Raw genomic sequence first — 24,380 nt, forward strand, 5'->3', positions numbered from 1 at the left:
ATGGATTACCGTGACAGCCCGGAAGAGGCGGAGTACCGCGCGAGACTGCGCGCGTGGCTGGCCGAGAACGTGCCGGCACCGCACAGCGGAGAACGGACCAACGCGGAGATCGCCGCAGAACGGCTCGCCTGGCACCGCAAACTCTACGAGGGCGGCTACATCGGGCAGTCCTGGCCGGTCGAGTGGGGCGGCAAAGGCCTCAGCCCCACGATGGACGCGATCCTCAATGAGGAGAACGGCAACGCCGATGCGCCGTCGCTGCCCGCCATGGTCGGCTACATCGGCCGTGCCCTTCAGATGTTCGGCAACGACGAGCAGCGCGCTCGCTTCATCCCGCCGACGCTCAGCGGGGAGATCCAGTGGTGCCAGGGGTTCAGTGAACCCGGCGCGGGCTCAGACCTCGCCTCCCTGACGACGAAGGCCGTCCGAGAGGGCGACGAGTACGTCATCTCGGGCCACAAGATGTGGACCTCCGCCGGCCAGTGGGCGGATTGGTGCCTCGTATTGGCCCGCACCGACCCTGACGCGCCCAAGCACAAGGGCATCTCGGCGTTCCTGGTTCCGATGGACTCGGTCGGCCTGGTGCTGCAGCCGATCGTCCTGGCCAACGGCGACCCCGAGACGAGCGAGGTGTTCTACGACGGCGTGCGCGTCCCGGCTTCGGCTCTGGTCGGCCAGGAGGGCGACGGCTGGAAGATCGCCATGACGACCGTCGCCTACGAGCGCGGCCCCTCGGATGTCGGCGCGATCTCGACCCTCAACAAGCAACTCGCCCGCCTCGAGCGTCACGCCCAGTCCACCGGCGCCACCGCCGATCCTCGGGTTCGGCTCGAACTCGCACGGGCGTACGTCCGCGGCGAAGTGGTGCGGCTGATGGCGCTCGAGCAGCTCAGCTCCCGCGCGACGGGCAAGCTCGTGGGCGAGGAGGGATCGGTCGCGAAGGTCCTGCAGACGGAGGCGAGCCAGGCGCTGGCGCACCTCGCGCTGGAACTCCACGACGCGGACATCGTGACCGGCCGGGCGCCCGACGTCGTCAGCCAGTACTTCCAGACGCGACCGATGAGCGTCTACGGCGGCTCGGCGCAGATTCAGCGCAACGTCATCGCCTCCCGCATCCTCGGCATGCCACGCGCCTGATCGGAGCATCGACATCTCCACCCGCACCAGCAGATCCGCCCCGGCCGCCCCCACGACCGGGGCGGCCCTGGATGCCGCCGCCGAGTTGTTCGTCGAGCATGGCTACCAGGGAACGGCGATGTCCGACATCGCCCGTCACGCGGGCATGAGCGTCGGCACGCTGTACAACCGGTTCCCGAGCAAGTCCGACCTGTTCCTGGAAGTGTTCCGCTCGTACGGGCGCCGACAGGGCGAACGGGTGCGCGATGCGATCGCCAGCGCCCGTAGCGCCGGTGTGGCCGATGACGTCGATCTGTTCGTCGCCGGAACACATGCCTATCTCGTGGGGGCCTTCCGCGAGGCCGCTCTCGGACGCCTGTTCCACACCATCGGCACTGCGGAGATCGACGTCTCGTCCATCCGTTCCGGGCAGGAGATCTGGCTGGAGCGGAACGCGCGTCAGCTGGGCCTGGTTCTGGGGACGCCGCGCGCCGACGCAATCGCCGCCGCCATAACCGGCGCCCTGGGCGGCTGGGTGCGCGGCGTGCAGCTCTGTGACGACGACGTCGACGCCCTGGCCTACATCGCCGAGGTCGTCGCCGTCGAGCGGAAGATGCTCCGCGCCGTCATGGGCTGACGCGGCCCGCAGCGTCGCCGTTCGTGATCGGCAGGTGCACGACCCGCACGCGCGTGTATTCGTGCAGACCGAGCAGGCCGTTCTCGACGCCCAGCCCGGAGTGCTTGTGTCCGCCGAAGGGCAGCGAGGGCGACAGTGCGAGGTGCGCGTTCACCCACACCGTGCCGGCCTCGAGCCGACCGGCGGCCGCGACGGCGGTACCCGCATCCGTGCCCCAGACCGAGGCGCCGAGGCCGTAGTCGCCCGCGTTCGCGCGCGCGATCGCCTGGTCGAGATCCCGATAGCGGATCACCGGCACCGCCGGCCCGAACTGCTCCTGGGTCTCCAGATCGGTGCCCTCCGGAAGGTCGGCCACGATCGTCGGCTGGTAGAACCAGCCCGGGCGATCGAGCCGCCGCCCGCCGGCCGCGACGCGCGCTCCGGCTCGAACGGCCGCGTCGACGAAACCCTCGACGCGATCCCGCTGCGCCCGGTTGGCGAGCGGCCCGAGCCGCACGCCCTCGTCCAAGCCGTTGCCGACGCTCGTCTCGGCGGCGATCGCGGCGAGGGCCGCCACGAGGTCGTCGTAGACGTCGTCGTGCGCGTAGATGCGCTTGACCGCGGTGCACACCTGACCGTTGTTGGCGAACGCGGCGGTGAACAGCCGCGGCGCGATGTCGGCGATGTCGGCGTCCGCCAGCACGATAGCCGGGTCGTTGCCGCCCAGCTCGAGGGTGACCCGCTTGAGGTCGTGACCGGCGGCGACGGCGACCTTGCGCCCGGTCGCGACCGATCCGGTCATGGTCACCTTGCGGGGAATCGGATGCTGCGACATCGCCGCGCCGAGTTCGTCACCACCCGTGACCACGGTGAGCACGCCGGCCGGCAGGATGTCGGCGACGAGCTCACCCAGACGCGCGGTCGCCACCGGAGTGAACGGCGAGGGCTTGAGCACCATGGTGTTCCCGGCCAGCAGCGCGGGCACGAACTTCCACGCCGCCAGCCCCAACGGCACGTTCCACGGGGTGATCGCGGCGATCACGCCGATGGGCTCGCGCCGCAGCTCGACGATCTTCTCCTCGGTGCGTTCCAAGACCTCCGGCTCGAGGTCGTACTGCGACATCACGGCGATCCAGCGCTGTGCCACCGCGACCTCTCCCCGCGCGTTCGCGAGGGGCTTGCCCTGCTCTCGGGTCAGCAGGGCGGCAAGCTCGTCGGCGTGCTCGCCGAGCCTGCGCGACACGGCTTCCAGCAGAGCCACGCGGTCCGCGTACGGCCGGGCGGCCCACGCGGGCTGTGCGGCGGCGGCCGCCTGGAAGGCGTCGTCCAGATCGGCGGGAGTCGCGTCGGCCACGGTCGCGAAGACGAGGCCGGTGGCGGGATCCTCCACCTCGATGCGTGCGACGGTGTCGCGGGCGACGCCTGCGATCACGAGCGCCGGTTCGATCAGTCGGGTCACAGCGTCCATTGCGCGAACTCCGCTCCCGCGAGGTATCCACCGTCCACGACGATGTTCTGGGCATTGATCCGCGATGCGGCGTCACTGAGGACGAATCGCATCACCGCGGTGATCTCAGCAGGCGCGATCGGCGCCCCCACGATCTCGTTCATACGGTCTCGGGTGGCGTCGGACATGGCGCCCTCGAACGCGGCACGCAGACGCGTGTCGACCAGTCCGGGCCCTACGGAGTTCACACGGATGCCCCGGGTGAACAGCGTCGTCGCCAGCACGCTCGTGTAAGCCCACACGGCCTCCTTGGAGACGCCGTAGACAGGGCGCTCCCGCACCTCCGCCGCCGTGCGCAGCCACTCGAGCCCGGCTTCGAAGGAGCCCGCGGCGAGCAGCCGCCGGTAGGCGTCGGAACGATCCCGCCAGCGATGGCCGGCCATGGAGCCGATGCTGAGCACCGCTCCACCATCGCGGATCTTCGACACCAGCGCGTCGGTGAGTGCCCGCAGACCGAGATAGTTCACCGCGAAGACCGTCTCGTCCGGTGCCGAGCCGCCGGCGGCGACGCCCGCGCAATTCACCAGGGCGTCGAGGGACGCGATCGCGTCAGCCGCGTCCGAGATGGCGAGCGGGTCCGCCAGGTCGACCCGGATGAAATCATCCACGGCTACCGTCGGGTCGGCGACGTCCAGCGCGATCACTTCCACGCCCTCTCGCCGCACCTCGCTGACGAATCGAGCGCCCATCCCCGTGGATGCTCCAGTCACGACATAACGCACGCGCACTCCGGTCTTCGTCGGTCATTCACTGCGGGTTGTGCCCGCGGGGTGCACAGCAACGCAAAGCGCGGCGCTGCACACCCCGTGGGCATCAGGTCACTGCTCGAGCCACGCGGTGTCGAGGTAGACCATCGTGCTGCCCATGTAAGGCTGCTCCGGCGTGCCCAGGTGCAGCTTGGTGCTGTGAGCCATCGCAGCGGTGTACGGCGACGTCCAGAACAGGATGGACTTGTCGTGGATGATCTTCGTCACGTCCTGCCAGGCCTTGTTCCGATCCTCGAGCGTGAGCTCGTCGCGGGCACGCAGCAGGGCCGCATCGAGGTCGTCGTAGGTGACCATGCCCCAGTTCGTGCCGCCGGAGTAGTACCGGGTCCACACCGTCGGGAAGCCGGCGGATGCGGTCGAGCCGAAGAAGACCCCGTAGTCACCCGCGGCCTGGCGCTGAGCGAGCGTCGCGGCGTCCACCGCGGTCACCGTCACGTTGAGGCCGATCTCGTTGAACTGCTGCTGGTAGTAGGTCGCCTGGTCGGTGAGCGTCTGGAAGTAGACCAACTCCATGTCCGGGCTGCCACCCTCGGCCAGATACTCCTGAACGAGCTCCTGCGCCTTCTCGATGTCCTGCGCGTTCGTCGCCCCCGGGGCACACGCGGGCGATTCCGGTGCGAAGGGAACGCAGGAGACGTCACCGTCCCACACCTCGGTGCCACCGAACAGCACCTGCGCCGTCACCATGGGGTCCAGCGCCATCGTCATCGCCTCGCGGACGCGCTGGTCACTGCCCGGCCCCGTCGTGCCGTTGGGCACGAGCGCCTGACCACCGGTCGGCACGGGAATCATGACGAGGTTCGGCAGGCCGCTCACCGCGTTCCAGGCGTTGCCCTGGACGAGTCCCATGTGCTTGCCGCCGGAGATGAGGTCGTCGGTACGGGTCTGCGGGTCCACCATCACCGTGTAGACGATGCCGTCGAGGTAGGGCTTGCCCTCGTCCCAGTAGTCGGGGTTCTTGTTGAGGACGAGCTTGTCATCCGGCGTCCACGACTCGAAGACGAACGGGCCGGCGCCGACCGGGTTGGCGTTGAACGCGGCGGGGTCGGCGAGCGCCTTGGGCGAGCCGATGAGACTGGCCGGCGATGACCCGGTCAGCGCGAGGGGGAAGGAGCCACTCGGCGCGGACAGCGTGATGGTGACTTCGTATTCGCCGGTTGCCTCCATCGTGGCGATACCCGACAGCAGCGCCTTCGCGGTGCTGGTGGAATCGGGGGCGATGTGACGCTCGAGGTTGAAGATGACAGCCTCGGCGTCCAGCGGCTCCCCGTCGGTGAACGTGACGCCTTCGCGCAGTTCGAGGATCCACACCAGGCCGTCGTCCGAGGTCATCGAAGAGGCGAGCTTCGGGAACACTTCGTCGGTCAGGTCGTCACGCATGAGCAGCGTGTCCATCACCTGCGCAGCGCGCTCGACGCCGGTGCCGACGTTCGCGAGCTTCACCGGGTCGAAACCGGGCATCTCGGAGAGCGCGGCGATCTGTGCGATGCCGCCCATCTGGATCTCGGCCGTGGCGTTCGCCGCAGGCGCTGCGGAGTTCTCGCTCACGCCGCCGCACCCGCTCAACGTCAGGGCAAACACCGTCGCTGCCGCGGCCATGACACCGAGACGCATTCGCTTGTTCTTCATCGAGCATCCTTTCCGCCGCGCATCGTCGCGCGGCGATCCCCGCCGCAACTCCGCGGCTCAGACCCAGTAATACCCGATTTTTGATCAAACGTCACTAGGTAAGTTGATAAATATCACGTAACGAGGTCGCTGCACCCTTGCTCGGCAGCGGGGCCGTCGCGCCATCCCTACGTGGATCAGGCCTGTCGCGCGCGTGAACTCACGAACTCGGCGTCTCCGTCGCCGCGCCGGCGCTGTATTTCCAGGCGCATCTCCAGCGCCGCATCCACGACCTCGCGTGGCACCGTGGGCGCGATGCCGCGCAGCAGGGCGCGATTGTCGCGGATGACCTCCTGCGGCATCGCGGCGATCTCGCGGGCGACGGACAGCGCAACGTCGAGCAGCTCTTCGTCCTCGCAGAAGCGATTGACCAGGCCCATGTCATAGGCGCGCTGACCGGACACCTTCATGCCGAGGGCGAGCTCCTGTGCCGCGGCGCGGCTGAGGTTCATCCAGAAGCCGGTCTGCCAGCCGTGCAGGATGCCGCGCGGCACCTCGGCGATCTGGAACACCGCCGACCGCGCGGCGACACTGAAGTCCGCGGCCCGGGTGCCCAGATAGAAGCCGGCACCACCCGCGTAGCCGTTGACCGCGGCCACCACAGGCTTGGCCGAATTGTTCTCCATGAACAGATCGGTGTTCGCCGTGGTCGCCTGATCCTGCAGCCGGGCGCCGGCTTCGGCGCCCTCCTTGATGTCCCGCCCCGCGCAGAACCCTCGGCCGGTACCGGTGAGGACCCCCACTCGGAGGGAGTCGTCCTCGGCGAGGAGGCGGTAGGCACCGCGGAGCTGGCCGAGCATGATCGCGCCCATCGCGTTCATGCGTTCCGGACGGTTCAGCCGGATCACGGCCACCTCGCCGGATCGTTCGAACTCCACGAAGGTCTCTGTCGCGTCTGTCATGTCGGGTTCCTTTCGTCGGGGGCCGTGGGGACCTGAGCGGACGGCCACTGCGCCGCCCGTTTCTCGAGGAAGGCGCGGGCGCCCTCGCGTGCATCGGGTGAACGGACCGCCTCGGTGAGGATCGGCCGCTGCCGCTGGAAGAACTCCGACTCGGGCCAGTCGGCGCACTCGTCGATGATGCGTTTGGTTGCGGCGACCGCGACCGGCGAGTTGGCGGCGATCGCCTCGGCCAGGGCATGGGCCGCCTCGAGCGCATCACCGTCGTCCACGACGCGATTGAGCACGCCCCACTCGCCGAGCTCTTGCGCCGTCACGACGGCGCCGGTGAGCAGCAGCTCCACCGCCCGCGCGCGGGGCGCACGCTGGAGCAACCGGAGGATGCCGCCCCCACCGGCCACCAGCCCCCTGGTCACCTCGGGCAGCATGAACCGCGCGGATCGGCCGGCCACGATGAGGTCGCAGGCAAGCGCGATCTCGAACCCTCCCCCGGCGGCGAAACCCTCCACCGCGGCGATCAGGGGTTTGGCCGCGGGCCGCTCGACGATCCCCGCGAACCCACGGCCGGTCACCGGCGACTCGGCCGCGTCACCCAGATTCTTCAGGTCGTTGCCGGCGCAGAACCCCGGACCCGCCCCCTGGACGATGCCGACGCTGAGTGACGGATCCGCGTCGAGTTCGTCCAGGGCTGCGTGGATGCCGCGCGCGACGGCGCCGTCGACCGCATTGCGCACGTTCGGCCGGTTGAGGGTGATCACCAGAATGCGACCGCTCGTTGCGGTCAGCACCACGGGTTCGACGCGGCTCACGGAGTCAGCACCTTTCCGTCCCGCGAGCCCCTGGGCTCGGTCCCGCTCAGGCCCCGCGCTTCGAGCCCATCCACGGCTCCCGGCCCGACATCGAGCCAATCGGCGAGCACGGCCCGCGTGTCGGCACCCAGAGTCGGCGCCGGGGTGCGTGGCAGCATCCGCGACGTCGAGAGCCGGAAGGGGGCCGACGGGTACGGATGCTCGCCGACGAACGCACGATCGGTGTGGTGGAAGAACCCGGACGCCGCAAGGTGGGGATCCGCGAGCACCTCTCGCGCCGACTGCACCGGCGCCGCGGCCACTCCCCCGTCCCGCAGTTCGGCGACGGCCGTGCGGCGGTCACGCTCGGCGATGAAGCGCGCCAGCGCGTGCGGCGTCGCCGAGCCTGCGACGCGCGCGATCGCCGCCGGATCGGCCGTCGATACCACCACCCATTCGTCGACACCGGATGCCGGCCAGCACCCCGAGATCGCCGCGCCGGGTACGGAGTTCCCGCGGCGCGGGGGTTCCTGACCTGTCGCCTGGAACTCCAGCAGGTCGTAGGAGAGATGGTGCGTCATCGCCTCCGCCTGCGCGACCTCGATGTGCTGTCCCTCCCGCGAGTACCGCCCCGCACGGACCGCCCCGAGCACCGCCCACGCGGCCACGAGCCCCGCGTTCGGGTCGGCGGGGCTCATCTGGAACACCTGGGGCGGCCCATCGAGGTAGCCCCCACGGCCGGTGAGTCCCGCCATGGCCTCTGTCACGAGCGCCGTACTGCGGAAGGCGCCCCAGGGTCCGTCCGCACCGAAGCCCGGCATCGACACCGTGACGGCTTGGGGATTGAGCGCGCGGATCGCGTCGGAGGACAGCCCGAACGACGCCATCACACGGGGTGTGAAGTTCTCGATCACGACGTCGGCGACCGAGGCGAGCCTGCGGGCGATGTCGCGGCACTCCTGGGAGGTGAGGTCGAGAGTGATGCCGCGTTTGGACTCGTTGACGCTGTTCCACAGCGGCGACGCCTCCCAGAGCCAATCGGGGTCGTCGACGCCACCGGTGAACATGCGTCGGGCGGTGCGCCACCAGTCGGTCCGCGTCACCGACTCGACCTTGACCACGTCGGCACCGAGGTCGGCCAGGAGCTCCGTGGCGTAGGGGCCGGCCCACCCCATCGTGAAATCGAGCACCCGCAGACCGCGCAGGGGTGGTTCGGCCGCGGCGGAGGAGTCCGCCGCGGTACGCCCGGGTCGGTCGCCGAGTTCCGCGAGCACTTCTGCGGTGTGCTCTCCCCGCGACGGCGCGCGCCGCACGCCGTCGGCAGCCGTGCGCCAGGGCGTGGCGGAGAGGCGTACCGGCGGCCCTGGCGCGTGCACTCGCCGCGAGGGATAGTCCACGATGTCGAAGAACGCACGGGCCTCGTGCTGCGGCGACGCCAGCACCTCCGGGATGCTCAGCACCTCGCCGACGATGTGACCGAGCAGCTGGCACAGCTCCACCAGTTCCCGCTTCTCCCGCGTCGCGACCAGGACGGACAGCGCCGCCCGGACCTCATCGCCGCGCGCGGCGATGGTCGGGTCGAGGACCCAGGCCGGCACTGCGTCACCGAAGACGGGGAGCCACAGTTCCTCCCAAGCCTGCAGGGCCGAGCGGGCGACGACGATATGGCCGTCCCGTGTCGCCAGCACCGCCCACGGCTCGGCCGGGTCGTTCGCGCGTCGGGGACGCTCCACACCGGTGTACGAGTACGCGACGGTGTCGAAGATCTGCGTGGCGACGGCCACCTCGAGCGCCCGCACGTCCACGTGCTGCCCGCGTCCGCTCCGGTCCCGTGCCAGGAGCGCCGCCGAGATACCGACGACGGCCGCATTGCCCGTGAGGTAAGCGACTGCGTCCGTCCCCGTCGACATGGGTTCGCGCCCCTGCTCGCCCTGCACCGCCATGAGCCCTGCCAGCGCGGCGATGATGATGTCATCCGCCTCGTCCCGCGCGTACGGTCCACGGTCCCCGAACGGGCTCAGCGAGGCATGCACGAGGTGCCCGTGGCGCGCGGCGATCTCATCGGCTCCGAGCCGCAGTGCGGCGCGCTGCGCCGTGCCTGCGGAGTCGATGAGGACGTCGGATGCGGCGAGCAACCGCTCGAGCGCATCGGCGCCCCCAGCCGAGTCCGTGTCGAGCAGGACCGATCGTTTGCCGGCATTGCACGCCGCGAAGCCGGTCGTGATCCCGTCACCGAGATCCGCACCGAGACCGCGGAGCGGGTCGGGCCACCGCACGGTCTCGACCTTCACGACGTCCGCGCCGAGTCCGGCGAACACACGTGCCGCGTAACCGCCGGCGATCCCGCTGGAGACGTCCAGGACGCGCAGGCCCTCCCACAGCGACGGCCGAGCGGCCGCACCGCTCACGAATGGACCCTCACCGTCTCCTCGAACGTCGCCCGCTCGGTGCGGAACACGTTCGCCGGGTGGTCGGTGTCCTCGAGCCCCAGGGCGATGCCACAGACCAGGTGGCGGTCCTCGGGGATCCCCAGGACGCTGCGCACCGCCCGGGGACGAAGGACGACGGCCGCCTGCGCGATCGCGCCGAGGCCGAGGCTCTGCGCCGCATTCAGCACGTTGGCCACGTAAGCGCCGCAGTCGACGTAACCGTACGAGCCCAGTGCGGCCGGGCTCGAGACGATGGCGACGTGGGGCGCGCCGAAGAACTCGTAGTTCCGCATCATCTGCCGCCCACGGCCGGCTCGGTCATCACGCTCGATCCCGAGTGCGTTGTACAGCGCGTAGCCCGAGGCGCGTCGCCGGTCGGCATACTCGTTCTCGTAGCTCGCCGGGGGCGGGATGTCGCTGCCTCCTGCGGGATTCGCGCACACGTCCTCCAGCAGCGCGTCGGCCAGCCGGCGCGTCGTGACCGGCCCGGTGAGATCCACGTTCCAGGACTGCGCGTTGCACCAGGAGGCGGTCCGCTGAGCGAGTTCGAACACGCGCTGCAGCGTGGCGGCGGGGACCGGGTCGGGGAGGAAGGCGCGGACGCTGTGACGGGTGAAGGCGATATCGGCGAACGTGGCCGTACTGACGACAGTGGCAGTGGAGGTCATGATCCAGGTATATGAGATTCAGCAAATACTTGCAAGCAGGAAGTAGGGTGGTGCCGTGCGCTCGCAGCTCAGACATCCGGTGCTCGACTATTTCCGCATCCTCGAACTCCGGGCACGGAGTACCGCCGTGCGCGATCGGGTCGCGGGCGAAACAGGACTGCCGCTGACGCCCCTCGACAACGCCGCGTTGGTCGTCGTCGAGCGGGAGCCGCACCTCACGATCTCGCGCCTCGCCGCCGCCACCGGCGTGAGCGTCGCACGAGCCAGCCGCCAGGTGGCGAGACTCGAGGAGTTCGGTCTGCTCACCCGCACGACCGCTGCGCACGACGCCCGCGCCGCAGTGCTCTCCCTATCGGCCGCGGGACACGACGTGCGGGGACGATGGGGACAGCGTTGGCCAGCCGACTACGAGGCCGCCATCACGACTCTCGACCCGGTCGCCCGAGAGGCGCTCTGGACCGGGGTGCCGCGTCTGCACGCAGACCTGGCCCGGCAGCCGGAGCTGCGTGGGCTGGACCCGGGGTCGGCACCCACAGTCGACGCACGCGACATCTCCGCCCTGGTGGCGTTCGCACAATGGGCGGCGCCGATCCTCTACCACCCGTCGTACGCCCGCAGCCTGATCGAGCGCAGCAGCACGAACCTCAGTCCGCAATCACTCTTCGTCCTGCGGATCTGCGCGGGCTCCCCGCAGATGGATATCGGCGATCTCGCCGCAAGCGCGCACATCGACCCCTCGTCGGTCAGCCGCCATGTGGCGAGACTGGCGGACGACGGGCTCCTCAGCCGTCACACCAACCCCGACGACGGCCGCAGCACCGTCGCGACGGCGACCATCGGCGGCCGTCACGTGCTCCAGGTCATCGAGTCGCTTGAACTCGCACCGATCGGCCGAGCCATGTCTTCCTGGGAACCGGCGGAGATGAATGCGACTCTGAGCGCCGTGCGCGCCCTCGCCGACGGACTTTACGCGCAGTTCGCCGCGTCCTCGGCCTGAGCGCGGCAGGATCCTCGCATCTTGATCTTTGATCAGATAGGCTTCTGGGGCGGATGGGCATTCGGAGCCCGCACCCGCGGGGAGGAGGCGCACCGTGGCGTCACTGGAATGGCCCATCCGCCGATCGTTGATCGCCTACGTAGGCGACCTCGATGACGGCGAGGTTCTGCTCGCGGGTGGCGCACGGGACTCCCCCGCCGGATACGTCTTCCCGTCCGCCTGCGAGCCCGACGGCGACGTCCTCCGTTTCGCCGGATCCGTGACCGTGACCGGATATGAGGGCGCGCTGACCCTTCCCATCGTCGATCCCTGGATCGATTCCGAGGAGAGCGGATTCCGCCTCACGATCCAAGACCCCGCCGCGCCCGATTCGCGGATCCGCCTCGTCACGATCGCACGGCTCGAACCGCAGCCGGACGGCACCATCCTCGGTCGCGGCGTGGCATTGGCCTCACCGGGCTCGCTCCTGCTGACCTTCGGCCCCTACGTCGCGGGGACGCCCTTCGACGACCTGCGCATCACCACATGACCACCCTCCGCGTGACGTCGGACGCAGAGCCGGAGCTGCTCGTCGAGGACACCGGCGCCGTGAGGGTCTTGACGCTCAACCGGCCCCGGTCCCTCAACGCGATCTCCCGCTCGCTCGGCCACGCCCTCATCGAGCAGTTCCTCGCGGCGGATGACGATCCGAACGTGCGGGTCGTCATCTTGACAGGCGCGGGCGACCGTGCGTTCAGCGCCGGCGGAGATCTCAAAGAGCGCGTGTCGGCCGAAGAGACGCCGGCCGAGCGCGAGCGGTTCGCCCACGATCTCCTGGAACGGCGGCGATCGACGCTCTCGATCGCCGCCGTCAACGGGCTCGCGTACGGCGGCGGACTGGAACTCGTGCTCAGCTGCGACTTCGCGATCGCGACACCGGATGCCCGTTTCGCTCTCCCCGAAGCCACGCGCGGCATCCTCGCGAGCGGCGGCGGGATCGTCCGACTCCCGCAGGTGATCGGCCGCCAGCGGGCTCTGCGCCTCGCGGCGACCGGCGAATCCGTCGATGCCGACACCGCGCTCGCGTGGGGCATCGTGTCAGAGGTGGTGCCCGCCGATCGGTTGCGCACTGCGGCGCTCGCGCTGGCGGATCGCCTCACCGCCGGCTCCCCGCTGGCCGTCGACGCCACACGTCGCATCATGCTCGCCCTCGAGCAGGACCAGGAGGCCTGGGCGCTCAACGCGCAGCTCCGGCGCATCGTCGGCGCATCATCGGACGCGCAGGAGGGTCCGCGGGCGTTCGCCGAGAAGCGCCCGCCCCGGTGGACGGGACACTGAGCGCGGCGAACGGGCCTGCTGTCGCTGGAATCAGCGCGACAGCCAGGCCTCGTCGAGGTAGACCATCGTGCTGCCTTCCCACGGGTGACCGGTGATACCGAGGTGCAGGTCGCTCGAGTGCGCCATCGCCATCTGGTACGGCGCGATCCACAGGAGGACCGCATCGTCGCGGATGATGCTGGCGACCTCCTGCCAGGCCGCGTTCCGGTCGTCCAACTCGACGGCGTCGCGCGCCTCGAGCAGGGCGGCATCGAGCGCGGGGATCGCCCCGCGGCCCCAGTTCTGCCCGCCGGAGTAGTAACGGCTCCACACGGTCGGGAATCCCGAGGACGCCGTCGATCCCTGGAGCAGCTCGTAATCGCCGGCTGCTTGCGCCTGCGTGTGCGTCGCCGTGTCGACCGCCCGCAGGTTGGCGGTGATGCCGATCTGCGCGAGCTGCGACTGCACGTACTGCGCCTCCGTGGCGAACGACGGGATCGCGTAGTGGACATAGTCGACGACCGGTTCACCGTGCTGGGCGGTGTAGTCCGCGACCAGCTCCCGGGCCTTCTCGAGGTCTTGCGGGTAGGTCGCCCCCGGGAGGCAGGCCGGGGAGCCGATCGGGACCGGCGTGCAATCCATCGTCCCGTCCCAGTACTGCGTGCCCCCGAACAGGACGCCGGCCGTCGTCGCACCATCGAAGGCGTACAGCAGCGCTTGACGCAGCCGCTCGTCGGTGAACGGCCCCGTCGACGAGTTGGGGATCAAGGCTTCTCCGCCGGTGGGGATGGTGGTCAACTCGATCGTGGGGATGCCGCCCACCTGCGTCCAGGATGACCCGGGCACGAGGGCGAGGTCTGTCCCGCCGGCGATGAGGTCGTCCGTGCGGGTCTGCGGATCCACCCGCACCTGGTACTCGACGCCGTCGAGATAGGGCTTGCCCTCGTCCCAGTAGTCCTCGTTCCTGGTGAGCGTGAGGGTGTCGTCCCGCACCCACGACTCCAGCACGAAGGCGCCCGCCCCCACCGGATTCGCATTGAAGGTCTCGGGGTCGGCCAGTGCCGTCGGCGAGCCGATCAAGCTCGCCGGCGACGAACCCGTCAGAGCCAGGGGGAAGGAGCCGCTCGGCTGCGTCAAGGTGATCGTGACCTCGTACTCATCGGTCGCCGTCATCGTGTCGATCGCTGAGAGCATCGCCTTCGCCGTACTCGTCGAGTCGGGCGCGATGTGGCGCTGCAGGTTGAAGATCACCGCTTCGGCATCCAACGCCGTGCCGTCGGTGAACTCCACCCCCTCGCGCAGTTCCAGCACCCAGGTCTGACCGTCGGCGGAGGAGATGCCCTCGGCCAGCTTGGGGAACACCTCATCGGTCAGCTCGTCGCGATAGAGCAGCGTGTCCATGATGGCTGCGGCGCGCTCGAGCCCCGAACCGACGTTGGTCACCTTGACCGGGTCGAAGCCCTGCATCTCGGTCAGTGCCGCGATCTGCGCGACGCCGCCGGTCTGGATCTCCGAAGCGCCGGCGCTCGGTTGTCCGGCGCCACCGGCATCGCCGCCGCTCCCGCAGCCGACGAGCAGGAAGGAGACGACAGCGCAGCCGGCGATGGCGGAAAGGGCAGAACGGCGAGGCTTCAACATTTGCGCTCCCTCAGGTATCTGTGAACATCGGCGTTCGCAGATCTTTGATCAGGTTAGCGCGGACCGTCGCTCTCCGGCAACGAAGCCAATGAATACAGCTCGAGGGCGCCGTCGAGCCGTCGGGCGGCGTGGCCCAGCGAGACGAGACGGCGCAGCCGCGCGAGCCCGTCGGCGAACGAGAGGAAGAGCTCATCGCCGTCGAGGTCGGCGAACGTCGCGGAGCCGCCACGCCACGGCATTCGAGAGACGATGTCGAAGGCTGTGCGGGGGGTCGAATCGAGGGCGGCTGCGGCCGGTTCGAGCTTCGCCTCTGCGTAGCGGAGATGATCGTCGATGAGGCGGAGGGGATCCGCCACGACGGGCCCGTGACCGGGCAGGCAGACGGTGATCGCGCCGCCCTCGGCGCGCAGCGACTCGATGCCGGCGACGTAGTCCGACAGCGGGTCGGGCGGCGTGAATGCGCGCACGGTCACGTGCGGATTCCCGTGGCCGCGCGGGAGCAGCGCATCGCCGGAGAACAGCACGCCGGTCGCCCGCTCCAGCAGACAGACGTGACCCGGGGTGTGCCCCGGAGTCTCGATGACCTCCAGCCTGCGGGAGCCCACGCGGATCGTCTCGTCTCCGGTGAGCCAGCGCGGGCGGGACACGTCGAACTCACGATCCGGCAGCTTCCCCCGCACGATCCGCTGCGCTTCGCCGGTCGGGAAGCCCTGTGCTTCGTACCAGCGCACTGCGGATGCCTCGTCGGGAAGTCCTTGATATCCCGCAAGTGATTCGACGGTACTCTGCTCGGCCCGGTGCAGGGCCACCGTCGCGCCGGTCCGGGCCGCGAGCCGATCCGCGTTTCCTGCATGATCGCGGTGCGCATGGGTCAGGACGATTGTCGTGACAGCCGAGGGCGCCACACCTGATGCCGCGAAGAGGGCGTCCAAGTGAGCACCTTCATCGTGCCACCAGGCCGTATCCACGAGCGCCGCCTCACCCTGGTCCACGATGAGGTACGCGTTGTTGGTCAGCCGGTAGCGGCCACTGACCACCTCGTTCGTCGCGCGCCAGATCCCCGGCAGCACCTGGGCCACCGGAGACTGCACCGTCGCCTCCGTCACGCGTACAGGTGCACCTTGGCGTCGAGCGAGACAACTCGCCCCGCCGCGTCGATGACGAGCGGGTTCAGGTCGACCGACTCGATCCGGGCGTCGCGCAGCATCAGCTCCGACAGTGCGTCCAGCACCTCCCGGAACCCCGGATGATCCGCGACGCCGGGCGCGTATCGGGCGAGCGCCACCTCCTGCTGGCGCGGCGAGAGCGGAAGCAGGCGCAGCCCCACATCCTTGTCCTCCACGCCGGATCCACCCGGTCCGACCGCCAGAAGTGTCTCGCCGTCCGCGCCCCGGGAGAGCCCCACGAAGAACTCCTCCGAGAAGGCGACACGCTCCGAGAACGTGACGGCCGAGTCGAAGAGCGCACGGAGGTACTCCGTCGCCGCGGCGGCCGCCGCGGCATCCGGTACATGCGTCAGCACCCCGCCCGCCTTGGCACGGTGCGCCAGGCCCGCCTCGGCCTTCGCGACAAGGGGGTAGCGCGCCGCGGCCAGCGCGGCCGCCGGATCGGCCTCGCGGTCGACCACCCATTCCTCGGGCCAGGCCAGGGGGACGTCCGCGAGCAGCGCCCGCATCTCGTCCCCCAGCACGACACGAGTGCTCGCCCCGTCGCGAACAGCCGTGGCGATGGCCGGCATCGGCCCCGCGTCGCCGCGCGCCCAGGTCGACAGCGCCTGCAGCTTCGCGATCGTCTGCCGCATGCCGAGACCGACCACGACATCCTCGCCGAGCACCTCCGCCGCCAGCAGGCCGCGGCGATCGATTCCGGTGCCCAGCACGGCGAGCTTGCCGGCCTCCTGGGTGAGCCGCGCACCTTCGGTGATCCACGCGTACTGTGCGGTGAGTGCCTTGTCGGGCACATCGAAGATCTGCACCGCGATGTCGATGTTCGGGTCGGCCACAAAGGTCGACACCAGCCGGCGGAACTCGTCCGGCGCCCCCAGCAGGCCGGCGCCCATGTCGAACGGGTTCAGCGGCGCGTCGGCATGATCCGCGCCCGCCAGCGCGACCACGGTCTCGTGCGTGGGCTGCGGCACCGAGACGTCCGTGCCTGCGACCTCGTCGCTGAACGTGATGCCCAGACCACCGCTGCCGGTGTAGACCCCGACGCGGCCATCCCCCCAGCGCCGGAAGCCGGCACTCTGCAGGCCCTCCAGGCTCGACGCGAGGTCATCGAGATTCGTGACCAGACTCACTCCGTACTGCTCCGCGATGCCGCGCACCAGGCGGAGGGGGGTCGCGATCGCGCCGGTGTGCGAGGCGGCCAGCGCCTGGCCCTGTTCGGATCGCCCGGCGAACTGCATCACCACGGGCGTGCCGACCTCGGCAGCGCGGCGCGCGAGCGACGCGAACCCGGTGAGCGAGCCGATGCTCTCCACGTACAGACCCAGCGCAGAGACCTCGGCGTCCTCCAGCAGCACCGTCGCGAGCGTCACGTAGTCCATGACCGCGCCGCCGCCGAGCGTGAAAGCGGAATGCAGCCCGATCCGGCGCTCGATGACGGTGTTCGCCATCTGGATCAGCACGGCGCCGGACTGGCTGACCAATGCCACGCGGCCCGGCGTGATCTCGCCGCGCAGCGACCCGTCGAGCACGTTGACTCCGTGCACCGGCGCGAGGAACCCGATCGACTGTGGACCGAAGAGCGGGATGCCGGTCGTGCGCGACCAGTCCGCGAGACGATCCTGATCGGCGACGTTGCCCTGCTCGGCGAAGCCGCCGCTGAACACGATCACTCCGCGCGCACCGCGCTCGGCCAGCTCGTCGAGCGTCGACAGCACGATCTCGCGTTTGACCAGCAGCCACACGATCCCGAGCTCGCCGTCGACATCGGCGAGGGTCGGCGCGACCGGATACCCGTACACGCTGCCGCCACGTGGGTTGACGAGGTTCAGGGCGCCCTGCCAGGGACGATCGAACCGCTCGACGGAATCGAGGATCAACCGCGTCGTGCCGGCGGACTCGTTCGCCCCGACGATCGTGATCGCCGGGCTCTCCCACATCCGGGCCAGCGCCGCATCCCACTGCACCTCAACCACCGTCGCAACCGTCATCGCTGGCCTCCGAACCGCTTCAGGACGTCCTTGCCGACGATCATCTTCTGCAGTTCGATGACCCCCTGCCCGACTTCGTAGAACTTGCCCTCCCGGTACAACCGCTCGAGCACCATCTCCTGGGTGAACCCGTACGCACCGCACACCTGCATGGCGAGGCTCGTCACCTCGCGTGCCATCCGGGCGCAGACGATGCGCGTGGAAGCGGCGATCACCTTGAGATTCGGATCACGGCGGTCCACCGCCTCGGCGGCCGCGTGAACGACTGCGCGGGCACCGTCGACCTGCGCGGCCATCTCGCCGAGGATCCCCTGGATGGTCGGGAACTTCTCCCCGATCGGCTCGCCCCGGTGCTCGCGGCCCAGCGCATAGATGGCCGCTTCCTCGAGAGCCCGGCGGCCGATCCCGATGGTGATCGCGCTTGCGCGCACCTTCGCCTCCGACTCGGTCCCGACCATGATGTCGAACCCACCGTCCTCCGCGCCCAGCAGCGCGTCCGCGGGAACGCGCACGTCGATCGACACAGGTGCCGTCCCCTGCCCGCCGAACGCGAGCATCTTGATCGGCGGACCCGGCTGCCAGCCGGGGTCGCTGGTGTCGACGAGGAACGCACCCAGCCGCCGCTCACTCGTCTTGGCGAACACGAGCGCGACATCTGCATACGGCGCGAACGACGTGAACATCTTCGAGCCGGTGATAACCCAATCGTCGCCGTCGCGCCGCGCCCACGTCCGGATCTGCTGCGGGTCCGAGCCGGTCTGCGGCTCGGTGAAGGACCAGGCGCCCAGCATCCCGCCACTTATGAGGCCGGCGCCCCACCGCGCCTTCTGCTCGGGCGTGCCGAAGCGGTCGATCGCGGTCGCCACCTGCACCGTCGGCCCTGAGTACAGGGCGGCGCACGCGCCGTGACTGGCCACTTCCTCGATCCCTTCGACGTAGGCGCGGAACGATCCGTCGTGTCCGGCCTCCTCGTCGACGAAGGGCATGGTCGGCAGGCCGAGTTCGCACAACAGGTCCCACAGTTCGCGGGAGAACTCCTGGGTGCGGTCGACCTGGGTGGCGAGGTCGCGGATGCGCTCTCGACCGACCTCGCGCAGGATGTCGAGCAGATCGGGGTCGAGCGGACGGGATTCGACGGTCACGGAGGGCCTTCGTGTCGGGCCGTGTCAGAGCACGGCGACGGGAGATATGGGGCTGCCGGTGCCACCACGCAAGCGCAGCGGCAGGGCGATGAAGAGGAAGGATGCTGCGCCTCGACGGCTGAGTTCTTCCAGGTCGAGGAACTCCAGCAGGTAGATCCCGCAATCGCGGATGAGGAACTGATGCACCGGGCACACCGTGCCGGGAGCCCACGGGATCACCTCGACGCCGCTGTTGTCGGCGCCGACGAGCGTGACGTCGCGACGGGCGAGGTACTCGGACGCATCCAGCCCGATACCCGGGCGATCGCCGTGGTACTCCACGCCCTCCTCGCGGTACGCACTGATCCAGCCGGTGCGGATCAGCACGGCGTCCCCCGGCTGGAGCGAGACTCCCTGCGCCTCGAGGGTCGCGTCGATGTCCGCCCCGGTGACCTCGTACCCGGGTTCGAGCCGCGTGACACCGAAATGGCGTGGGAGGTCCACCAGCACCCCACGGGAGACGAGTGGCGGCGCCTTGTCGATCCCGAGCTTGCGCAGGCCGCCGGAGCGCACCTCGGTCTGGGGGTACCCGTTGTAGAGCGTGTCGTCGTACCAGACGTGGCCCAGCGCGTCGAGGTGCGTGGTGCCTCCGTGCACAGCGAGGCTCACGTGATCGGTCGCGGACTGGAAGCCGCTCGGTGCGGTCATGCCGGCGAGGAAATCGCCGGCATCGCGCATCATGAAGTGCTGCGGGGCAGCTCCGTTCCGCGGCGCGTCGCGGTCGCCGATCACCTGTCCGAGGGGGACGATCTCGCCGGTCTGCGCGAGGGCCAGCGCGGCGAGCACTGCGGCGGGGGTCGAGTGGTTCGCGGCGCCGCGCTGATCGTCGGCCCCCCACCGGCCCCAATTGCTGAAGTCCGGGCGGGGCGGGGTGTCGCCGTCGGCCGAGCGCGGCGTGAACTGCGACGTACTCACGAACGGATCCCTTCGTTCCACATTGAACCTCTGCTACGACCATACAATATGATCAAAGATCAAGTGTAGCGAAGGAGCTGCCATGGACATCGTTGTCGACACCGCCGGGGTTCGCATCGCCGATCCCGAGACACTCTCCTCATTCTCAGTGCTCAGCGCGCTGCCCCCGTCGGAGATCGACGCCGCGCTGCGCGCTGCGGACCTCGGACACGTCCGGGACGGCCACGCATGGGTCTCGGCCGACGCGCTGGAGTCACGCGCTGCGGCACTGGTCTCGGACCCGGAGTGGCCGGCCCTGTACCGGGGAATGATCGACTTCGCCGTCTCCCACGGCTGGTGGGATGCGGAGCAGGCACTCATCCGCGCACACCTCCGCTCTATCTGACATCACCGCCACCGCCTCAACCCCGAAAGGCAGACCGCATGTCCGCACCTGCGTCAGTCGATCCGTCCGTCGAGTACCCCTTCGCGGCACGTCCCGCCGCCGAGGCCGTCGCTCAATTCCACCGGGTCGCCGCCGATCGGCCGATGACGCGCGTCACCATGCCGTTCGGCGGTGACGTCTGGGTGGTCCACCGCAATGCCGCGGCGCGCGAGGTCCTGGCCGACGCCCGCTTCGTCCGCGAGCCGTTCCGGACCGGCCGGCGGGAGGTGCCGTACTTCGTGCAGTTCCCGGCGTTCCTGAAGAGCACAATCCAGTTCGAGGACCCGCCGCACCACACCAAGCTCCGCAGGCTCGTGCAACGGGCGATCTCCCCCGCCGCCGTCAAAGCCATGCGCGAGTCGGCCACGGCCTTCGCGGACGAACTGCTGGAAGCGATGGCGGCCAAGGGCAACCGCGCGAATCTCGTCACCGAGTACGCCCTGGCCCTGCCGATCCAGATGCTCGCGACCCTGCTCGGGGTGCCGGCCGCCGATCATCGCAGATTCGAACGGTGGGCCTCCTCGACGCTGGCCGTCGCCGGCGCCGCGCCCGAGGACATCGCCCGGGACATGGCCGATCTCCACGCCTACCTCACCGACCTCATCGCCCTTCGCCGGACGGATCCGCGCGATGACCTCATCTCGAGCCTCGCGGGCGCGCGGGACAAGGACGAGACCCTCGCGGACGACGAGATCCTGACGATCGCCATGCTGCTGCTCGTGGCCGGCTTCGACAACACCGCGAACTTCATCACTATCGGGGTCTCCTCGCTCCTGCACCACCCTGACCAGCTCGCCGCATTCCGCGAAGACCCCGCCGGCCTCGCCGCGCCCGCCGTGGAGGAGATCCTCCGTCACGGCCGGTTCTCGCTCGGCACACCCGTTGCGGGCATCGGCGGCCTGGTGCCTTTCGTCGCCACCGAACCGGTGGAGGTCGATGGTGTTCTCATCGCCGAGGGCGAGGCCGTCCTGGTCGATCCGGCGTCCGTGAACCACGACGGCGTGGCGACCGAACACGACGAGCGACTCGACATCACCCGCGAACAGAACGCGCACCTGACCCTCAGCTACGGCCTGCATCACTGTCTGGGCGCACCGCTGGCACGAATGGAGATGCAGGTCGCCCTCGCGCGGCTGTTCACCCGCTTCCCGGATCTGGCGCTCGATGGCGACCCCGTCGTCAATGAGAACCACCTCAGCCGGCCGATCGTCGAGCTCAACGTGACCTGGTGAAGGCGATGCCGCACGCCGACGACGAACACGTCGCGCTGGCGACGCTGGTCGACCGGGCGCGGATCACCGACGTCATCGCGCGCTACTGCCGCGGCGTCGACCGGCGCGACTTCGCCCTCGTGCGCTCCTGCTACCACGATGACGCCATCGATCACCACACCGGGTTCACGGGTCCTGTCGACGAGTACATCGAATGGATCCGCGTCGGGCTCCGGCGATTCCCGATGACCCAGCACCTGATCGGCCAACAGCTCATCGAGTTGCACGGCGATGTCGCACGGTGCGAGACGTACGGCATGGCCTCGCACTGGTCAGACGGTGGCGACGCCGCGCCCGCGGATCTCGTCACCGGCTTCCGCTACGTCGATCGCATGGAGCGACGCGCGGGGCGCTGGGCGATCGCGGAACGCTACGCCATCCGGGATTGGACTCGGGTGGACGGGGTGCTGGTCGATCGGCCCGCCGAGGGAAGACGCAGTCACCCATCCGGGGCGGACGATCTCTACACGCTGGCGGGCTTCCCCACTCCGCTCGCACACGGAGGACAAGCATGAAATTCGACGTCATGATGCCGGGGACCAACCACATTCCGGGGATGTACGAGTGGGCCCATCAGCTCGCTCCCGGCGACCAGCGCCGCATCCTGCAGTGCATCGATCGGGGACGGTTCCACGCAATCCTCGTCTCCGAACACCTCGCCATGCCTTCGTTCGAGGTCCCGCGGCTCGGCCCCTACTGGCACGACGCCCTGACCACGATGTCGTTCATCGCCGGGGTAACCGAGCGCGTGATGATCGACAGCTGCCTGCTGGTCCTGCCCTACCACCACCCGCTCCGGTTCTCGAAGGCGATCGGAACCCTGGACGCGCTCAGCGGCGGCCGGGTCTCGCTGTCGCTCGGTGTCGGCCACGCCGAACAGGAGTTCGCGGCGCTCGGGGTCGACTTCGCGGCGCGCGGCCGCATCACCGATGAGGCCCTGGCCGCGCTCATGGAGCTGTGGACGGCAGCGGAACCCGTGCACGAGGGCGAGTTCTTCCACATCTCCGGTCTCGCCGTCGAACCGAAGCCGGACCCCCGGCCGCGGATCTCGATCGGCGGCAACTCGCGACCGGCATTGCGTCGCGCCGCGCGCTGGGATGGCTGGCAGCCCAACCCCCTGAGTACCCCGCTCGACGCGCTGCCCGCCATGATCGCGTACATAGAGGAGCATCGGGATGCCGCGCGGGCGACATACCCCTTCGAGGTGAACTGGCTGGGCGCGCCGGAGGGCCTGGATCTTCCCGACGGGTTCCGCCGCGCGGACCCCGCCACCCTGCGCTCCTTCCGCGACCGCGCCATCGAGGCCTACACCGAGGTGTTCCCCGCCATCGGCGTACACCGCGCGGCGGTCCCCCGACCGGCGACGATCGCGTCGACCGACGAGTTCCTCGCCTACCTGGAGTGGTTCGACGCCGAGATCATCGAAGCGGTCGGCGCGGGGTAGGCGCGGGCGACGGACAGGGCCGCCCGCGCCCTCGCCGGCGGCCCTGTCCGTGCATCCCGGTGGGTCACTGCATCGTCGGAATGACGAAACTCGCGCCCTCCTTGATCCCCGACTGCCAGCGGCTGGTCACGGTCTTGGTCTTCGTGTAGAAGCGGAATGCATCGGGACCGTGCTGGTTGAGGTCTCCGAAACCCGACTTCTTCCATCCTCCGAAGGTGTGGTACGCGATCGGCACCGGGATCGGCACGTTGACCCCGACCATGCCGACGTTCACACGGGCGGTGAAGTCGCGGGCGGTGTCACCGTCCCGGGTGAAGATCGCCACGCCGTTGCCGAACTCATGGTCGCTGGCCATCGCCAGTGCCTGCTCGTAGTCGTCCGCGCGGGCGATGACGAGAACGGGACCGAAGACCTCTTCGCGGTAGATCGTCATGTCGGTGGTGACGTGATCGAACAGGGTCGGGCCGAGGTAGAAGCCGTTCTCGTGGCCGGGAACCACGTACCCGCGTCCGTCCGCGAGCAGAGTCGCTCCCTCGTCGATTCCCTGCTGGATGTATCCGCTCACCCGCTCCACCGCCTCCCGTGTCACCAGTGGACCGTAATCGACGTCGGGGGCCAGCGCCGGCCCGATTCGGAGTTCTTTCACCCGCTCGGCGAGCTTCGCCGCCAGGGCATCCGCGGTTGCCGCGCCGACCGGCACCGCGACGGAGATCGCCATGCACCGCTCACCGGCGGATCCGTAACCGGCGCCGATCAGGGCGTCCGCGACCTGATCGAGGTCGGCGTCCGGCATCACGATCATGTGATTCTTGGCTCCACCGAAGCACTGGGCGCGCTTGCCCTGCTGAGCAGCCGACGTGTAGATGTAGTGCGCGATCGGAGTGGAGCCGACGAATCCGACAGCCTTGATCCGGTCGTCCTCGAGGAGCGCGTCGACGGCCTCCTTGTCCCCGTTGACGACATTCAGCACGCCGGCCGGCAGACCGGCTTCGAGGAAGAGCTCGGCGATCCTCAGCGGCACGGAGGGGTCCCGCTCACTGGGCTTCAGGATGAACGCGTTGCCCGCGGCCAACGCGGGTCCCGCCTTCCACAGCGGGATCATCGCGGGGAAGTTGAACGGCGTGATCCCCGCCACCACGCCGAGCGGCTGCCGCATCGAGTACACGTCGATGCCGGTACCGGCTCCGCTGGTGTACTCCCCCTTCAGCAGGTGCGGCGCGCCGATGCAGAATTCGATCACCTCGACGCCGCGCTGAATGTCACCCTTGGCGTCGTCGATCGTCTTGCCATGCTCGCTGGAGAGGAGGCGGGCCAGCTCCTCGGTGTCGCGCTTGACCAGATCCGCGAACCGCATGAGCACCCGCGCGCGACGCTGCGGGTTCGCCGCCCCCCACTCGATCTGGGCACGTTCGGCATCGGCCACGGCGGCGCGGACCTCGTCGGCACTGGCCAGCGGGACGCGCGCCTGCACCTGGCCGCTGCTGGGGTCGAAGACATCCGCGAATCGACCGGATGTGCCTTCGACGTGGCGGCCGCCGATGAAATGCGTGAGTTCACGGACCATGGGTGGTCTCTCCGTATCCGACCGGCTCGCGGTCAATT

At 69.6% G+C, this 24,380-nt stretch carries 22 protein-coding genes; 9 read left to right on the forward strand and 13 right to left on the reverse strand.

The features are described from left to right. The gene (locus tag QNO21_RS09380) at window positions 1–1,137 is read left to right on the forward strand and encodes an acyl-CoA dehydrogenase family protein (protein WP_257517697.1); all 1,137 of its coding nucleotides are present in this window, start codon (window positions 1–3) and stop codon (window positions 1,135–1,137) included. Window positions 1,138–1,204: 67 nt separating this feature from the next. Further along, window positions 1,205–1,753, forward strand: a complete 549-nt coding sequence (locus QNO21_RS09385; RefSeq protein WP_257518370.1) for a TetR/AcrR family transcriptional regulator — start codon at window positions 1,205–1,207, stop codon at window positions 1,751–1,753. On the opposite strand, the gene QNO21_RS09390 is transcribed toward QNO21_RS09385, so the two are convergent. The 7 genes from QNO21_RS09390 to QNO21_RS09420 form a co-directional block, all read right to left on the reverse strand. Further along, window positions 1,743–3,200 (reverse strand): aldehyde dehydrogenase family protein, encoded by a 1,458-nt coding sequence (locus QNO21_RS09390; RefSeq protein WP_257517698.1) that lies wholly within the window; start codon window positions 3,198–3,200, stop codon window positions 1,743–1,745. The two genes, QNO21_RS09385 and QNO21_RS09390, sit on opposite strands and share 11 nt — an antisense overlap. Then, window positions 3,188–3,967: an SDR family oxidoreductase gene (locus QNO21_RS09395; RefSeq protein ID WP_308211272.1), complete on the reverse strand. Its 780-nt coding sequence runs from the start codon at window positions 3,965–3,967 to the stop codon at window positions 3,188–3,190. The genes QNO21_RS09390 and QNO21_RS09395 overlap by 13 nt, the downstream gene beginning before the upstream one ends. A 90-nt stretch (window positions 3,968–4,057) precedes the next feature. Beyond that, on the reverse strand, window positions 4,058–5,635 hold the full coding sequence (locus QNO21_RS09400; protein WP_257517700.1) for an ABC transporter substrate-binding protein: 1,578 nt from the start codon (window positions 5,633–5,635) through the stop codon (window positions 4,058–4,060). Window positions 5,636–5,811: 176 nt separating this feature from the next. Beyond that, entirely contained in the window at window positions 5,812–6,576 is a 765-nt protein-coding gene (locus tag QNO21_RS09405) for an enoyl-CoA hydratase/isomerase family protein (protein ID WP_257517701.1), read from the reverse strand. Further along, window positions 6,573–7,382, reverse strand: a complete 810-nt coding sequence (locus QNO21_RS09410) for a crotonase/enoyl-CoA hydratase family protein (protein ID WP_257517702.1) — start codon at window positions 7,380–7,382, stop codon at window positions 6,573–6,575. Before QNO21_RS09410 ends, QNO21_RS09405 begins: the two co-directional genes overlap by 4 nt. Then, a complete protein-coding gene (locus QNO21_RS09415) occupies window positions 7,379–9,769 on the reverse strand; it encodes a CaiB/BaiF CoA transferase family protein (RefSeq protein WP_257517703.1) in 2,391 nt (796 codons plus the stop codon). The genes QNO21_RS09410 and QNO21_RS09415 overlap by 4 nt, the downstream gene beginning before the upstream one ends. After that, window positions 9,766–10,458 (reverse strand): nitroreductase, encoded by a 693-nt coding sequence (locus tag QNO21_RS09420; RefSeq protein ID WP_257517704.1) that lies wholly within the window; start codon window positions 10,456–10,458, stop codon window positions 9,766–9,768. Before QNO21_RS09420 ends, QNO21_RS09415 begins: the two co-directional genes overlap by 4 nt. Before the next feature lie 55 nt (window positions 10,459–10,513). Between QNO21_RS09420 and QNO21_RS09425 the strand changes: the two genes are divergently transcribed. The 3 genes from QNO21_RS09425 (at window position 10,514) to QNO21_RS09435 (ending at window position 12,772) form a co-directional block, all read left to right on the forward strand. Next, the gene (locus QNO21_RS09425; RefSeq protein ID WP_257517705.1) at window positions 10,514–11,455 is read left to right on the forward strand and encodes a MarR family transcriptional regulator; all 942 of its coding nucleotides are present in this window, start codon (window positions 10,514–10,516) and stop codon (window positions 11,453–11,455) included. A gap of 94 nt (window positions 11,456–11,549) precedes the next feature. Continuing rightward, window positions 11,550–11,984 carry an HtaA domain-containing protein gene (locus QNO21_RS09430; RefSeq protein ID WP_257517706.1) on the forward strand — a complete coding sequence of 145 codons (435 nt, stop codon included), beginning with the start codon at window positions 11,550–11,552 and terminating at the stop codon, window positions 11,982–11,984. Then, complete coding sequence (locus QNO21_RS09435) at window positions 11,981–12,772, forward strand: enoyl-CoA hydratase/isomerase family protein (RefSeq protein WP_257517707.1); 792 nt, start codon at window positions 11,981–11,983, stop codon at window positions 12,770–12,772. The genes QNO21_RS09430 and QNO21_RS09435 overlap by 4 nt, the downstream gene beginning before the upstream one ends. A gap of 30 nt (window positions 12,773–12,802) precedes the next feature. Here QNO21_RS09435 and QNO21_RS09440 read toward each other — a convergent pair whose 3' ends face one another. From QNO21_RS09440 to QNO21_RS09460, 5 genes are read right to left on the reverse strand one after another with little or no spacing between them, the layout of a single operon-like run. Beyond that, a complete protein-coding gene (locus tag QNO21_RS09440) occupies window positions 12,803–14,389 on the reverse strand; it encodes an ABC transporter substrate-binding protein (protein WP_257517708.1) in 1,587 nt (528 codons plus the stop codon). Between the two features lie 53 nt (window positions 14,390–14,442). Then, the gene (locus QNO21_RS09445) at window positions 14,443–15,495 is read right to left on the reverse strand and encodes an MBL fold metallo-hydrolase (protein ID WP_257517709.1); all 1,053 of its coding nucleotides are present in this window, start codon (window positions 15,493–15,495) and stop codon (window positions 14,443–14,445) included. Continuing rightward, window positions 15,492–17,543: an acetate--CoA ligase family protein gene (locus QNO21_RS09450; RefSeq protein ID WP_257517710.1), complete on the reverse strand. Its 2,052-nt coding sequence runs from the start codon at window positions 17,541–17,543 to the stop codon at window positions 15,492–15,494. Before QNO21_RS09450 ends, QNO21_RS09445 begins: the two co-directional genes overlap by 4 nt. Next, window positions 17,540–18,685, reverse strand: coding sequence for an acyl-CoA dehydrogenase family protein (locus tag QNO21_RS09455; protein WP_257517711.1), 1,146 nt, complete (start codon window positions 18,683–18,685; stop codon window positions 17,540–17,542). Before QNO21_RS09455 ends, QNO21_RS09450 begins: the two co-directional genes overlap by 4 nt. Window positions 18,686–18,709: 24 nt before the next feature. Next, on the reverse strand, window positions 18,710–19,639 hold the full coding sequence (locus QNO21_RS09460; RefSeq protein WP_257517712.1) for a cyclase family protein: 930 nt from the start codon (window positions 19,637–19,639) through the stop codon (window positions 18,710–18,712). Window positions 19,640–19,721: 82 nt separating this feature from the next. On the opposite strand from QNO21_RS09460, the gene QNO21_RS09465 reads away from it, so the two are divergent. The 4 genes from QNO21_RS09465 to QNO21_RS09480 are packed head-to-tail and all read left to right on the forward strand — an operon-like array spanning window position 19,722 to window position 22,778. After that, window positions 19,722–20,024: a hypothetical protein gene (locus QNO21_RS09465; protein ID WP_257517713.1), complete on the forward strand. Its 303-nt coding sequence runs from the start codon at window positions 19,722–19,724 to the stop codon at window positions 20,022–20,024. Window positions 20,025–20,062: 38 nt separating this feature from the next. Then, entirely contained in the window at window positions 20,063–21,295 is a 1,233-nt protein-coding gene (locus QNO21_RS09470; protein ID WP_257517714.1) for a cytochrome P450, read from the forward strand. A gap of 5 nt (window positions 21,296–21,300) precedes the next feature. Then, a complete protein-coding gene (locus QNO21_RS09475; RefSeq protein ID WP_257518372.1) occupies window positions 21,301–21,849 on the forward strand; it encodes a nuclear transport factor 2 family protein in 549 nt (182 codons plus the stop codon). Next, a complete protein-coding gene (locus tag QNO21_RS09480; RefSeq protein WP_257517715.1) occupies window positions 21,846–22,778 on the forward strand; it encodes a TIGR03619 family F420-dependent LLM class oxidoreductase in 933 nt (310 codons plus the stop codon). The genes QNO21_RS09475 and QNO21_RS09480 overlap by 4 nt, the downstream gene beginning before the upstream one ends. Before the next feature lie 64 nt (window positions 22,779–22,842). On the opposite strand, the gene QNO21_RS09485 is transcribed toward QNO21_RS09480, so the two are convergent. Further along, window positions 22,843–24,342 carry a CoA-acylating methylmalonate-semialdehyde dehydrogenase gene (locus tag QNO21_RS09485; RefSeq protein WP_257517716.1) on the reverse strand — a complete coding sequence of 500 codons (1,500 nt, stop codon included), beginning with the start codon at window positions 24,340–24,342 and terminating at the stop codon, window positions 22,843–22,845. Window positions 24,343–24,380: the final 38 nt, after the last annotated feature.

The sequence above is a fragment of the Microbacterium sp. zg-Y818 genome (assembly GCF_030246905.1).
GTDB lineage: Bacteria > Actinomycetota > Actinomycetes > Actinomycetales > Microbacteriaceae > Microbacterium.